The following is a 14,106-nucleotide window of genomic DNA, read 5'->3' as shown; positions in this document are numbered from 1 at the left end:
TGGCATGACGTCTGGCACGACGAAGATCGTCAACCACTGGATCGGCGGCAGGCCCGTTGAGAACGCCGCGGGCGCCTCGGGTACGTACGGCCCGGTGACCGACCCGGCGACCGGCGCCGTCACCACGCGGGTCGCCTTCGCCACCGCGGCCGAGGTGGACACCGCGGTCGCCGCCGCCAAGGAGGCGTACGCGACCTGGGGGCAGTCCTCGCTCGCCCAGCGCTCGGCGATCCTGTTCAAGTTCCGGGCGCTGCTCGACGCCAACCGTGACGGGATCGCCGAACTGATCACCGCCGAGCACGGCAAGGTGCACTCCGACGCGCTCGGCGAGGTCGCCCGCGGCCTGGAGATCGTCGACCTGGCCTGCGGGATCACCGTGCAGCTCAAGGGCGAGCTGTCCACCCAGGTGGCCAGCCGGGTGGACGTCGCCTCCATCCGCCAGCCGCTGGGCGTGGTCGCCGGCATCACGCCGTTCAACTTCCCGGCCATGGTGCCGATGTGGATGTTCCCCATCGCCATCGCCTGCGGCAACACCTTCGTCCTCAAGCCGAGCGAGAAGGACCCGTCGGCGTCGGTGAAGCTCGCCGAACTGCTGGCGGAGGCGGGGCTGCCGGACGGCGTCTTCAACGTCGTGCACGGCGACCGCGTCGCCGTCGACCGCCTCCTGGAACACCCGGACGTGGCCGCCGTCTCCTTCGTCGGCTCCACCCCGATCGCCCGCCACATCCACACCACCGCCGCCGCGAACGGCAAGCGCGTCCAGGCGCTCGGCGGCGCCAAGAACCACATGCTGGTGCTGCCCGACGCCGACCTGGACGCGGCGGCCGACGCCGCCGTCTCGGCCGCGTACGGCTCGGCGGGCGAGCGCTGCATGGCGATCTCCGCGGTCGTCGCCGTGGGCGCGATCGGCGACGAGCTGGTGGCGAAGATCCGCGAGCGCGCCGAGAAGATCAAGATCGGTCCCGGCACCGACCCGTCCTCCGAGATGGGCCCGCTGATCACGGCGGCCCACCGCGACAAGGTCGCCTCGTACGTGACGGGCGCGGCGGCCCAGGGCGCCGAGGTGGTCCTCGACGGCACCGGCTACACCGTCGAGGGGTACGAGGACGGGCACTGGATCGGCCTGTCGCTGCTCGACCGCGTCCCGGTGACGGCCGACGCCTACCAGGACGAGATCTTCGGCCCGGTGCTGTGCGTCCTGCGCGCGGAGACGTACGAGGAGGGGCTCGCGCTGATCAACGCCTCGCCGTTCGGCAACGGCACGGCGATCTTCACCCGGGACGGCGGCGCCGCCCGCCGCTTCCAACTGGAGGTGGAGGCGGGCATGGTCGGCGTGAACGTGCCGATCCCGGTGCCCGTCGGCTACCACTCCTTCGGCGGCTGGAAGGACTCCCTCTTCGGGGACCACCACATCTACGGCAACGACGGCACGCACTTCTACACCCGCGGCAAGGTCGTCACCACCCGCTGGCCGGACCCGTCCGAGGCCCCGGCGGGCGTGGACCTGGGCTTCCCGCGCAACCACTGACCGCCTGCCCGAGCCCTCTGGCTTCCTGCAAAGCCCTCGGTGCGGCCGTCCGCGATGCGGGCGGCCGCATTTTTTTGCCCGCGCGCGCTGCGGTTCCCGTACGGCCGCAAGCGGGTACGGCGCTTGCCCAGTTGTGGCCTGATGCGCATTCACAGGGTCTTTCATCTGCGAATTCCGTAGGCGAACAGTCATTGACGTAACGGTTTCCGTCGGATTCCATTCACGGCAACCGGGAGCGGAACGAGGTACGCACGACACGATCCGCCGGAGGCGATAGCGCTCCCGGCAGATCACCCTCACGCACGAGTCGATCGGAACCGCTCCATGACCGACACGCTCCGCCCTGTCGAGACAGCCGCCGGGACTGCCGCTCCCGGTGCGGACGCCGTCCCCGCGGCGTCCGGGGGCTCCTCCGGCAGTCCCCAGAAGCTCAAGCGCTCCATCGGCGTCGTCGGCGGCACCCTGCTGACGCTCTCCTGCGTGACCCCCGCCTCCACCCTCTTCGTGGTCGTGCCCGACCTCTTCTCCACCCTGGGCACGGCCACCGCGCTCACCATCGCCATCGGCTCGCTGCTCTGTATCGCCGTGGCGTTCTGCTACGCGGAGCTGGGCACCCTCGTCCCCAGCGCGGGCGGCGAGTACGCCATGGTCTCCACGATGGCCGGGCGGCTGGCGGGCTGGCTGGTCTTCGTCCTGTCGCTGCTCGTCGTCGTGATCGTGCCGCCTGTGATCGCGATGGGCACCGCCGACTACCTCGAACCGCTCGTGCACCTCGACCCCGCCTACGGCGGCGCCGCCGTCATGCTGCTCGCCACCCTGGCCGGACTGCTCGACCTGCGGGCCAACGCCTGGATCACCGGCGTCTTCCTGGTCCTGGAGGTCATCGCGGCGGCCGTCGTCGCCGTCCTCGGCTTCGCGCACAGTGAGCGCGGCGCGGGCAGCCTGGTGTCGATGGAGGTGGCCGGGGCCGGCGGGCACGCGGACACCGTCACGGCGATGCTGGTCGTCTCCGGGCTCGCCATCGCCCTGTTCATCACCCAGGGCTTCTCGACCGCCGTCTACCTCTCCGAGGAACTGGAGAACCCGCGGCGCAACGTGGCCCGTACCGTCCTCGCCACCCTCGCCATCTCCACCGTGATCATCCTGGTCCCGGTGGCCGCGATCACGCTCGGCGCCCCCGACCTGGCCGCGCTGACCGGCGGCGACATCGGCACCATGGTCACCGCCTGGTCCAGCTCCGCCGTCGGCACCTTCGTCAGCCTCTGCGTGGCCCTCGCGATCGTCAACGCGGGCATCGTCATGGTCATCCAGAACTCCCGGGTGCTGTTCGCCTCCGCCCGCGACAAGGCGTGGCCCCGGCCGGTCAACGAGGGGCTGTCCCGCCTCGGCCGGTTCGGCTCCCCGTGGGTGGCCACCCTGGTGGTCGGCGTCCCCGGCGCGGCCCTGTGCTTCGTCGACCTGGACACCCTGTACGGCGTCACCGGCGTCTCCGTCACCGGCATGTACCTGCTCGTCGCGGTCGCCGCCCTGCTCGCCCGGCGCGGCCCGCACGCCCGCACCGCCGCCTGGCGCATGCCGCTGTGGCCCGCCGTGCCGGTGCTCCTGATCGCCGTGCTCGCGTACATCCTGAGTCAGCAGGAGGTCGGTTACCTGCTGTGGACCGGCGGCATCACGGCCGTCGCCACCCTCTACTGGGCGTTCTACCTGCGCCCGCGCACCGCCACCCGCTGGCTGGTGTCGATCCCCGAGGACGCGGCGGACCGGGCCGCCTGAGTACCGCGCCCGCGGTACGGCGGGCGCGGACCGTACGCCTCTGGGAGGTCCCGGGGTTCAGACCGGCGGCTGCATCGGTTGTCGGCGGCGGCCCGTACCGTGGACGCATGGATCTTCGACTGCCCCGACTGCGCGGCCCCGCACGGTGGCGGCCGCGGCGGCTGGCGGCCGCTGCCGCCGCCGTCGTCGTGCTCGCCGGCGCCGGCACCTGGACGGCCGCCGCCTCGGACGAGGCCCCCGCCGTGCACCGCACGGACAGAGTGCTGGCCACCGACGGCGCGAGGATCGACACCTCGTACTTCACGGCCGGTTCGGGCCGCCGCCCGGCCGTCCTGCTGACCCACGGCTTCGGCGGCAGCAAGGAGGACGTGCGGGAGCAGGCCGAGGACCTCGCCCGCGACGGGTACGCGGTGCTGACCTGGTCGGCCCGCGGCTTCGGCGCCTCCACCGGCTCGATCGGGCTCAACGACCCGAAGGGCGAGGTCGCGGACGTCTCCGCGCTCGTCGACTGGCTGGCGAAGCGGCCCGAGGTGCAGCTCGACGGCAAGGGCGACCCGCGCGTGGGCATGAGCGGCGCCTCCTACGGCGGTGCCGTCTCCCTGCTCGCCGCCGGGTACGACCAGCGCGTCGACGCCATCGCCCCGGAGATCACGTACTGGAACCTGGCGGACGCCCTGTTCCCGAACGGGGTGTTCAAGAAGCTCTGGGCGGGCCTGTTCATCAACACCGGCGGCGGCTGCCGGAAGTTCGAGCCGAAGCTGTGCGCGATGTACAACCGGGTCGCCGAGTCGGGGAAGCCGGACGCCGCGGCCCGTGCGCTGCTCGACGCCCGTTCCCCGTCCGCCGTCGGCGACCGCGTCAAGGTGCCCACGCTGCTGGTCCAGGGCCAGACCGACTCGCTCTTCCCGCTCGGCCAGGCGGACGCGGCGGCCAAGGCGATCCGCGCCAACGGCGCGCCCGTGGACGTCGACTGGATCGCGGGCGGGCACGACGGCGGCGAGATGGAGGCCGACCGCGTCCACGCGCGCGTGGAGACCTGGTTCGACCGCTATCTGAAGGACGACAAGAAGGCGGACACGGGACCCGCCTTCCGCGTCACCCGCACCGGAGGCGTCGACTCCACGGACGGCGCGGCCCGGCTGCGCGGCGCGAGCGCGGACACCTACCCCGGTCTGGAGAGCGGCCCGCGCGGCGTCGCGCTCGCCGGACGCGAGCAGCGCTTCGCCAACCCGGCGGGCGCGAACCCGCCCGCCATATCGAACCTGCCGGGCCTCGGCGACGAGGGCGGCGGCCTGTCCCAGCTCTCCTCGCTCGGCGTCGGCCTGTCGATCGACTTCCCTGGGCAGTTCGCCAAGTTCGACTCCGCACCCCTCGGCAAGGACCTGCGGATCACCGGCTCCCCGACGGCCACCGTGCACGTGAAGTCGACCGGCGACGACGCGGTGCTCTTCGCCAAGGTGTACGACGTCGGCCCGGACGGCACCAGCCAGGTGCTGCCCTCGGGGCTCGTGACGCCGGTGCGCGTCGAGGGCGCGAAGGCGGGCAAGGACGTGGAGCTGACCCTGCCCGCGATCGACCGCGAGTTCAGGAAGGGACACCGGCTGCGCCTCGTCCTCGCCTCCACGGACCTCGGATACGCCTCGCCGGTGACCCCGGCGACGTACACGGTGTCCCTGGAGAGCGACCTGAAGGTGCCGGTCGTGCCCGGCGTGCAGACCGCGGACACGGCGCTGCCCTCCTGGGTGTGGTGGCTGCCCGTGGCCGGCGCGCTGATCGCGCTCGCGGTGCTGCTCACAGGGGGCCGCCGCACCGCCGACGCGGAGCCCGACCCCGCCCTCGCCGACGTCCCGCTCCAGATCACCGGCCTGAGCAAGCGCTACGCGAGGTCGGCGGACCGGTACGCGGTCAGGGAACTGTCCTTCCGGGTGGAGAAGGGCCAGGTCCTCGGCCTGCTCGGGCCGAACGGCGCGGGCAAGACCACCACCCTGCGCATGCTGATGGGCCTCATCACGCCCGACGGCGGCGAGATCCGCGTCTTCGGGCACGCCATCCGCCCCGGCGCACCGGTCCTGTCCCGGGTCGGCGCCTTCGTGGAGGGCGCGGGCTTCCTGCCGCACCTGTCGGGCCGGGAGAACCTGGAGCTGTACTGGCGCGCCACCGGACGCCCGCCCGGGGACGCGCACCTGGACGAGGCGCTGGAGATCGCCGGGCTCGGCGACGCCCTGGCCCGCGCCGTGCGCACGTACTCGCAGGGCATGCGCCAGCGGCTCGCCATCGCCCAGGCCATGCTCGGCCTGCCCGACCTGCTCATCCTCGACGAGCCGACCAACGGCCTGGACCCGCCGCAGATCCGCGAGATGCGCGAGGTCATGATCCGCTACGCGGCGGCGGGCCGCACGGTCATCGTCTCCAGCCATCTGCTCGCCGAGGTGGAGCAGTCCTGCACCCATCTGGTGGTCATGGACCGGGGACGGCTGGTGCAGGCGGGCCCGGTGCGCGACATCGTCGGCTCCGGCGACACCCTCCTCGTCGGCACCGCCGTGCCCGTGACCGAGCCGGTCGCCGACAAGGTCGGCGCGCTGCCCGGCGTGGTCTCGGCCGCCGTCACCGAGGACGGGCTGCTGGTCCGCCTCGGCCCCGAGGGCAGCCCGCAGCGCCTGGTCGCCGACCTCGTACGGCTCGACGTACCGGTGGCGTCGGTCGGCCCCAACCGGCGCCTCGAAGACGCCTTCCTCACGCTGATCGGAGGCTCCGCATGAGCACGCTCACCGAGCGCACCGAGAACGGGACCGGGACCGGCACCGGGCCGGGGGCCGAGACGGCCGACGGCTACCGTCCGGGGCGCACGCTCCCCCTCAGGGTGGAGCTGGCCCGGCAGGTCAAGCGGCGCCGCACCCTGGTCATGGCGGCGGTGCTCGGCCTGCTGCCCTTCGTCCTCGTCGTCGCCTTCGCGGTCGGCGGCGAACCGGGCTCGCGCAGCGGCCGGGTCACGCTGATGGACACGGCCACCGCGTCGGGCGCGAACTTCGCGGCGGTCAGCCTCTTCGTCTCGGCGGGCTTCCTGCTGGTGATCCCGGTGGCCCTGTTCTGCGGGGACACCGTCGCCTCCGAGGCGAGCTGGTCCAGCCTGCGCTATCTGCTGGCGGCGCCCGTGCCCAGAGCCCGGCTGCTGCTGTCCAAGCTCACCGTGGCGCTCGGCCTCAGCCTGGCCGCGATCGTGCTGCTGCCGGTCGTCGCCCTGGCCGTGGGCTCGGTCGCCTACGGCTGGGGACCGCTCCAGATCCCCACCGGCGGCTCCCTGGCCACGGGCACCGCGACCGGACGCCTGCTGATCGTGGTGGCGTACGTCTTCGTGTCCCAACTGGTCACCGCCGGGCTCGCGTTCTGGCTGTCGACCCGGACGGACGCCCCGCTCGGCGCGGTCGGCGGCGCGGTGGGACTGACCATCGTCGGCAACGTCCTGGACGCGGTGACCGCGCTCGGCGACTGGCGGCACTTCCTGCCCGCGCACTGGCAGTTCGCCTGGGCCGACGCCGTGCAGCCCACTATGGAGTGGGGCGGCATGCTCCAGGGCGCCTCGGTCTCCATAACGTACGCGCTGGTGCTGTTCGCCCTGGCCTTCAGGGGTTTCAGGCGCAAGGACATCGTCTCCTAGGTCTCCGGAGGATCACCTACCGGCCACGGCGGGCCCCCGCCGTGGCCGCTTCGCAACTCATCCGCAACGCCCCGTGGCGCACGACCGCGCCCCCTCGGACGTCACAGTCACAGACGTCGGTCACCACAGGCCGCTCACCGAGGGGGCACGGATGGCGAAGGACCGAACCCACCGCGCACGGCGCCTGCGCGGCACCCTGCTCGCCGGGGCACTGGCGGGCGCCGTGCTGCTCACCGGCTGCGGCGGGGGCGACAGCGACGACCACGGCTACACGTCGGACGGCAGAAGCCGCTCCAGCGGCGGCACGCTCCCGCTGCCCGCCCCGGACGGCACCACGGGCGAACAGGGGCAGAAGGACCGCGAGTTCGCCCCGTCCCCCGATCACCTCTCCACCTTCGCCCTGGACGTCGACACCGCCTCGTACGGCTACGCCCGCCGCGCCCTCGACGACGGGCGGCTGCCCGACCCCGCCACCGTGCGCCCCGAGGAATTCGTCAACAGCTTCCCGCAGGACTACCGGCGCCCCGCAGGCAACGGCTTCTCGGTCACCGTGGACGGCGCCCGCACCGGCACCGTCGACGGCGACCGCACCGGCGGGAGCGACTGGTCGCTCCTCCGAGTCGGCCTCGCCACCCGCGCGGCCGAGACGGACCGCGAACGCCCGCCCGCCGCCCTCACCTTCGTCATCGACATCTCCGGCTCCATGGGCGAGCCGGGCCGCCTCGACCTCGTCAAGGAATCCCTCGACGTCATGACGGACCGGCTGCGCGACGACGACTCGGTCGCCCTGGTCACCTTCAGCGACGAGGCGGAGCGGGTGCTGCCGATGACCCGCCTCGGCGGCCACCGCGGCAGCGTGCACCGGGCCGTCGGGCGCCTGGAGCCCACCGACTCGACCAACCTCGGCGCCGGCGTGCGCACCGGCTACGCCACCGCCGTCGACGGTCTGCGCGAGGGCGCGACCAACCGGGTCGTGCTGCTCTCCGACGCCCTCGCCAACACCGGCGACACCGACGCGGACTCCATCCTGGAGCGGATCGCGGACGCCCGCCGCGCCCACGGCATCACCCTGTTCGGCGTCGGCGTGGGCAGCGAGTACGGCGACGCCCTGATGGAGCGCCTCGCCGACCGGGGCGACGGCCACACCGTGTACGTCTCCGGCACCGAAGAGGCCCGTACGGTCTTCTGCGACCAACTGCCGCGCAACGTCGGCCTCACCGCCCGCGACGCCAAGGCCCAGGTCGCCTTCGACCCGGGGACGGTCGAGGACTTCCGGCTGATCGGCTACGACGACCGGCAGGTCGCCGACGACGACTTCCGCGACGACCGGGTGGACGGCGGCGAGGTCGGCCCGGGCCACACGGTCACCGCGCTCTACGCCGTCCGCACCCGGCCCGGCGCCTCGGGCCACCTGGCGACCGCGACCGTCCGCTGGCTGGACCCGCGCACCCGCGCCCCGCACGAGACGTCGGGCGAGCTGGAGACCGCCGCCCTCGGCGACGACCTGTGGTCCTCCGGCAGCACCGGCCTGCGCGTCAGCGCCGTGGCGGCGTACTTCGCCGACGCCCTGCGCGGGGGCGACACCCGCTGGGAGCCGCTGCCGGGGGCGCCCTCCCTCTCCGAACTGGTCGGCCCGGCCCGCGAGGTGGCGGACGCGGCGGGCAGCAGCGCGGTCGACGGCCTCGCCCAGGCGGTCTCCCGCGCGAACGAGCTGCGGTACCGGTCCGGCACGACCCATTGAATTTTTCTTACGCATGAGTAAGTTTACTCGGGAGTAAGGACCAGGGCATCAGCCGGATCCGGGAGCCGCCATGGGCGTACGCACGGAATTGAAACGGGCCAAGCAACGCACCGACCTCGCGGCCCGCACCAGGATCGAACTCGTCAGGGACGGCACGGGCACGGTCCGCGAGGCCCGCGCCGAACCCCTCGTACCGCACGCCACCACCGGCAGCACCGCCGACCTGCCCTTCACCAACGCGGCCGAGGCACCCGACGCCGTGGTGCTGCGCCGCGAGCGTGACGGCGCCTGGCACCCGGTCACCGCCGCCGCCTTCGCCCGCGAAGTCACCGACACCGCCAAGGGGTTGATCGCCGCCGGGCTCGAACCGGGCGGCCGGGTCGCCGTGATGTCCCGCACCCGCTACGAGTGGACCGTCCTCGACTTCGCCGTCTGGGCGGCCGGCGGCCAGACCGTCCCGGTCTACGCCACCTCGTCCCCCGACCAGATCGAGTGGATCGTCCGGGACTCGGGCGCCCGCTTCGTCGTCACCGAGACCCGCGCCAACACCGACGCCGTGACCACCGCCACCGCCGGGCACGCCGAACCGCCGCGCGGGTGGCAGGTCGACGCCGGTGCCCTCGCCGAACTCGCCGCGCTGGGCCGGGACATCACCGACGAGGACGTCACCAAGCGCCGCGCCGCCCTCACCCCCGACACCGTCGCCACCCTCTGCTACACCTCCGGCACCACGGGCCGCCCCAAGGGCTGCGTCCTCACGCACGCCAATCTGCACGCCGAGGCGGCGAACACGGTCGAGCTGCTGCACCCCCTGTTCAAGGAGGTCACCGGCCAGGTCGCCTCGACCCTGCTCTTCCTCCCGCTCGCCCACATCCTGGGCCGCTCGATCCAGATCGCCTGCCTCATGGCCCGCATCGAGCTGGGCCACTGCCCGAGCCTCAAACCCGACGAACTCCGGCCCGCACTACGGGCGTTCCGCCCCACCTTCGTCGTCGGCGTGCCCTACCTCTTCGAGAAGATCCACGACACCGGCCGCGCCACCGCCGAGAAGATGGGCCGCGGCTCGTCCTTCGACCGCGCGGACCGCATCGCCGTCCGCTTCGCCGAGGCGCACCTGAACCGCCTCCTCGGCCGCGGCAAGGGCCCCGGGCCCGGCCTGCGCGCCGCCTGGGCCCTGTACGACCTGCTGGTCTACCGCCGCGTCCGCAAGGAGCTCGGCGGCCGGCTGCGCTACGCCATCAGCGGCGGCTCCCCGCTCGACCGCAACCTCAACCTCTTCTTCTACGCCGCCGGAATCATGATCTACGAGGGCTACGGCCTGACCGAGACCACCGCCGCCGCGGCCGTCGTACCCCCGCTCGGCCCCCGCCCCGGCACCGTCGGCCTCCCGGTCCCCGGCACCGCGATCCGCATAGCCGACGACGGCGAGGTGCTGGTCAAGGGCGGTGTCGTCTTCGGCGCCTACTGGAACAACCCGGCGGCCACGGGTGCCGCGCTGACCGACGGCTGGTTCGCCACCGGCGACCTCGGCGCCCTCGACGCCGACGGCTACCTCACCATCACCGGCCGCAAGAAGGACATCCTCGTCACCTCCGGCGGCAAGAACGTCTCGCCCGCCGTCCTGGAGGACCGTCTGCGCAGCCGTCCCCCGGTCGGCCAGTGCATGGTCGTCGGCGACAACCGCCCGTTCGTCGCGGCCCTGATCACCCTGGAGCCCGAGTCGGTCGCCCACTGGCTCGCCGTACGCAAGCTCCCGCCCGACACCCCGCTCTCCGAGGTCGTACGGGACCCCCGGATGATCGCCGCCGTGCAGAAGGCGGTCGACTACGCGAACGAGGCCGTCTCCCGCGCCGAGTCCATCCGCAAATTCACGCTGGTCGAGGGCGAGTTCACGGAGGACAACGGACTGCTGACACCGTCGCTGAAGGTCAAGCGGCACGCGGTGACGACGCGCTACACGGACGCCGTGGAGGCGCTGTACGGGGGTTGACGAGGCGTCGTACGAGCCGTTGACGCCCGGGTGGGCCCGGAACGCACACGACAGCGGGCCGCCGGAGAACCGGCGGCCCGCTGCACAGCCCGTGGGGATCAGTCCCGCTCGTGGGCGTACGACAGGACCGACACGTCCTCCAGCAGGTGCGCCAGCGCGCCGTCCCGCTTGGTCTGGGTGGAGTTCTCGGCGCACTGCTGGTTCATGTCGTCGGCCAGGACGTTGAGGTCCTGGATCGGGACGGCGATGACGTTCACCACGGGGACGTTGATGTCCTTCAGGGCGATGCACGGCTTGTTGAAGGAGCCCTGGATGAGGGCCATCTGCGGGCTCATGTTGCCGTACGTGGCCGAGTTTCCGTAACTCTGCCAGGCGCCATTGCCGCTGGCCGCGGCAGGGCCCTCGTCGTTGCCGTTCGCCAGCGCCTGCGGAGCCGCCATGGCGGAGGCTCCGACGACGGAAGCGGCGAGAGCCGCGGTGGCAATAACCTTCTTGATCACTGGCCAGTCCTTTCTGAGGAAACCCCGTCACCGGAGCCCTCTGGTCAACTCCGTGAGGACTAGGCGGTTTCGTGCCTTCACCCGGTCGGCCCACATTCCACTTCTTGTCCTACCGGTCGGGCGGCGAACGCGTGTCGCCTGCGGTTTCCGGCGGTTCCTCCGCCGTTTCCCGGCTGCTTTCCGGTGTTTCGCGGTTTCATGCGAGCCAATCGGGTGAACGGCCGCAACCAATCCCGATGGGTCGTGTTGATGAGGCCGTAGAGCATGCGTCGCTACGAGGAAAGGAACTTGAAGTGCTCAAGAAGGCTATGGTCACCGCAGCAGCCGCCGCTTCCGTCATCGGTATGTCAGTGGCGGCTGCGCCCCAGGCGCTTGCCATCGGCGACGACTCCGGCCCGGGCTCGGCCAGCGGCAACGGTGCCTCGACGTCGTTCGGCAACTCGGTGACCAAGGGCAACATGAGCCCCGCGCTGTCCCTGGTTCAGGGCACGCTGAACAAGCCGTGCGTCGGTCTGAAGGACATCAACCTTCCGATCGTGAACGTCATCGCCATCCCGATCCAGGACATCAACGTCCTGGCCGACGACATCAACCAGCAGTGCACCGAGAACTCCACGGAGTCCAAGCGGGACGGCGCTCTGTCGCACGTTCTGGAGGACGTCTCGGCCCTGTCGGCGGTCACCGAGGCCGACTGACCCCTCCGGGCGTCCGGGCTGTTCGCGATTCCACTCGCGGGCGGCCCGGGCTTCTTTGTCAGGTGTGTTCCCACTGCTTACGGAACACGGCGGGAAATATCGCGCTGTGTGTGAGCGGAGAGTTTCTTTCACGTGAATCCGAGCGCCGCGTGGGTTCCGTACGGAGCATCTGAGTGAAAAGCCGAACGGGGTTCGTCCCGCAGTTTCTTCGGGTCTCCGTTCTTCGTTTACAGCGCGCAGGTCGTGCTGCGAGCCGGTCAAGTCGTGCTCGCTCGGTCCAGGCCGCCACAGGGGCATGACCGCAGAGAAGGGAAAGCACGTGAAGCACAAGAAGAGCGCAGCCGTCGTCGCCGGCGTGATCATGGCCCTGGGAATGGCCGCTCCCGCGTTCGCCGACGCCGGGGGCCAGGCCGCGGCCGTCGGTTCGCCGGGTGTCGTCTCGGGCAACGCCATCCAGGTTCCCGTGCACGTTCCCGTCAATGTGTGCGGCAACTCGATCAACGTCATCGGCCTGCTGAACCCGGCGTTCGGCAACACCTGCGTCAACGACTGACGCCGATAACGCCCAGCCGCCCGGCTGAGCCCCGCCGGCCCTGGACTGATCCCTCGGTTCCAGGGCCGGCTTTCCCACTCTCAGATGCAGAAGGACAACGACATTGCGACAGACCTTGAGCAGGGGAATGGTCATGGCCGCGGCCGCGACGGGCCTGCTGTCCGTGTACGGCAACCCCGCGTCGGCGGACTCCGGCGCGGACGCGGTCGCCGCGCAGTCTCCCGGCGTGGCGTCCGGCAACAGTGTGCAGGTGCCGGTCGATGTGCCGGTCAACGCGTGCGGCAACTCCGCCGACGTGGTCGGCGCGCTGAATCCGTCCTTCGGCAACTCCTGCGCCAACCACTCGCGCCCGCGTCACACCCACACCCAGCCCCACACCCACACCCAGCCCCAGCCCCATTCCAACCCCGTGCCCAACCCTGACTCCCACCCGCAGCACCATGAGTCGGACGGCACGCAGGAGCACGGGGCTCCGGGCGGTCCCGCCGGTCCTGGTCCCATCGGGGACGGTCCGTTCGGGCCGGGGTCCTCCGGGCACGACGACGCCGGGCAGAGTCTCGCCGGGAACGGTCCCTTCGGGCACGGTCACACCGGGCACGACGACGCGGGTCACGGTCCCGCTGGGCACCGTCCCGTCGGGCACGGCGACGCGGGCCACCGTCCCGCTGGGCACGGTCCCGTCGGGCACGGCGACGCGGGCCACACGCAGCGCCCGCAGCCGCCGCAGCATGTGGAGCACCCGCAGCACCCGCAGCATGTGCCGCAGCCGCAGCCGCAGCCGCAGCCGCAGCCGCAGCCGCAGCCCGAGCCGCAGCGTCCGCAGCACCCCCAGCACCCGCATCACTCAGAGCACGTGAACCACCCAACGCACTCGGATCACTCGGATCACTCGGGTCATTCGAGCCACCCGAGTCACGCAGAGCACGCAGAGCACGCAGAGCACGCAGAGCACGCGGACCGTCCGGAACACCACCCGCAGCACTCGAGCCGTCCTCAGCACACCCAGCACCCGCACCACCCCCAGCACTCAGGTCATCCGGGTGGTCACCGCGGCTCGCACGGCGGGGCGCACGCTGTGGCGGAGGGCTCGCCCGGGGTGGTGTCTGGGAACGCCGCCGAGGCGCCGATCGACCTGCCGGTGAACGTGTGCGGGCTCACGGCCGATGTGGTCGGCGTGGCGAACCCCGCCTTCGGCAACGACTGCGAGAGCGGTCCCGGCGGCTACGGCGACACCCCGCCGAACGAGCCCCCGCACTCGCCTCCGCACACGCCGCCCCACACCCCGCCCCACACGCCTCCGCACACCCCGCCCGGCGAGCCCGGCACCCCGCCCCAGAGCCCGCCGGTGCACACCCCGCCCGCGGCTCACCAGGAGGTTCCGCCCGCCCTGCCGTCGACGGTCGAGCACGGCGCGCCCGCCGAGGCCAGGGCCGCGCTGGCCGACACCGGTGCCGACGGCCTGTACGCGGCCTCGGCCGCCGGCGCGGCGCTGCTGCTCGGCGGGGCCGTGCTGTACCGGCGCAACCGGCCCGCGGCGCACCGCCGCTGACCCACGCGCCACCGACGACGTACGCCATCGAGCACGGCGCGCCCGCCGAGGCCAGGGCCGCGCTGGCCGACACCGGTGCCGACGGCCTGTACGCGGCCTCGGCCGCCGGCGCGGCGCTGCTG

At 72.4% G+C, this 14,106-nt stretch carries 10 protein-coding genes; 9 read left to right on the top strand and 1 reads right to left on the bottom strand.

Going from position 1 to position 14,106, the window contains the following annotated elements; all coding sequences use genetic code 11:
• Nucleotides 1-4: 4 nt before the first annotated feature.
• The 6 genes from mmsA to ACFV6E_RS12815 all read left to right on the top strand — a co-directional run bounded on the left by mmsA (nucleotide 5) and on the right by ACFV6E_RS12815 (nucleotide 10,687).
• The gene (gene mmsA / locus ACFV6E_RS12840; RefSeq protein WP_385461113.1) at nucleotides 5-1,528 is read left to right on the top strand and encodes a CoA-acylating methylmalonate-semialdehyde dehydrogenase; all 1,524 of its coding nucleotides are present in this window, start codon (nucleotides 5-7) and stop codon (nucleotides 1,526-1,528) included.
• 324 nt (nucleotides 1,529-1,852) lie between these two features.
• The gene (locus ACFV6E_RS12835; protein WP_385461110.1) at nucleotides 1,853-3,301 is read left to right on the top strand and encodes an APC family permease; all 1,449 of its coding nucleotides are present in this window, start codon (nucleotides 1,853-1,855) and stop codon (nucleotides 3,299-3,301) included.
• A gap of 107 nt (nucleotides 3,302-3,408) precedes the next feature.
• Complete coding sequence (locus ACFV6E_RS12830; protein WP_385461107.1) at nucleotides 3,409-6,060, top strand: alpha/beta fold hydrolase; 2,652 nt, start codon at nucleotides 3,409-3,411, stop codon at nucleotides 6,058-6,060.
• Nucleotides 6,057-6,956 (top strand): ABC transporter permease, encoded by a 900-nt coding sequence (locus tag ACFV6E_RS12825; protein WP_385461105.1) that lies wholly within the window; start codon nucleotides 6,057-6,059, stop codon nucleotides 6,954-6,956. The genes ACFV6E_RS12830 and ACFV6E_RS12825 overlap by 4 nt, the downstream gene beginning before the upstream one ends.
• Before the next feature lie 151 nt (nucleotides 6,957-7,107).
• Nucleotides 7,108-8,697, top strand: a complete 1,590-nt coding sequence (locus ACFV6E_RS12820; RefSeq protein ID WP_385461102.1) for a von Willebrand factor type A domain-containing protein — start codon at nucleotides 7,108-7,110, stop codon at nucleotides 8,695-8,697.
• A gap of 70 nt (nucleotides 8,698-8,767) precedes the next feature.
• Nucleotides 8,768-10,687 (top strand): AMP-dependent synthetase/ligase, encoded by a 1,920-nt coding sequence (locus ACFV6E_RS12815; protein ID WP_385461099.1) that lies wholly within the window; start codon nucleotides 8,768-8,770, stop codon nucleotides 10,685-10,687.
• A gap of 98 nt (nucleotides 10,688-10,785) precedes the next feature.
• Here the strand turns inward: ACFV6E_RS12815 and ACFV6E_RS12810 are convergent, their stop codons facing one another.
• Nucleotides 10,786-11,187, bottom strand: a complete 402-nt coding sequence (locus tag ACFV6E_RS12810) for a rodlin (protein ID WP_385160634.1) — start codon at nucleotides 11,185-11,187, stop codon at nucleotides 10,786-10,788.
• 293 nt (nucleotides 11,188-11,480) lie between these two features.
• On the opposite strand from ACFV6E_RS12810, the gene ACFV6E_RS12805 reads away from it, so the two are divergent.
• The 3 genes from ACFV6E_RS12805 (at nucleotide 11,481) to ACFV6E_RS12795 (ending at nucleotide 13,984) form a co-directional block, all read left to right on the top strand.
• On the top strand, nucleotides 11,481-11,882 hold the full coding sequence (locus ACFV6E_RS12805; RefSeq protein WP_385160632.1) for a rodlin: 402 nt from the start codon (nucleotides 11,481-11,483) through the stop codon (nucleotides 11,880-11,882).
• A gap of 295 nt (nucleotides 11,883-12,177) precedes the next feature.
• Entirely contained in the window at nucleotides 12,178-12,435 is a 258-nt protein-coding gene (locus ACFV6E_RS12800; RefSeq protein ID WP_385160630.1) for a chaplin, read from the top strand.
• Between the two features lie 127 nt (nucleotides 12,436-12,562).
• The gene (locus ACFV6E_RS12795; RefSeq protein WP_385461298.1) at nucleotides 12,563-13,984 is read left to right on the top strand and encodes a chaplin; all 1,422 of its coding nucleotides are present in this window, start codon (nucleotides 12,563-12,565) and stop codon (nucleotides 13,982-13,984) included.
• Nucleotides 13,985-14,106 lie beyond the last annotated feature (122 nt).

The sequence above is a fragment of the Streptomyces sp. NPDC059785 genome (assembly GCF_042732375.1).
GTDB lineage: Bacteria > Actinomycetota > Actinomycetes > Streptomycetales > Streptomycetaceae > Streptomyces.
This window is presented reverse-complemented; position numbering and strand designations above follow the sequence as displayed.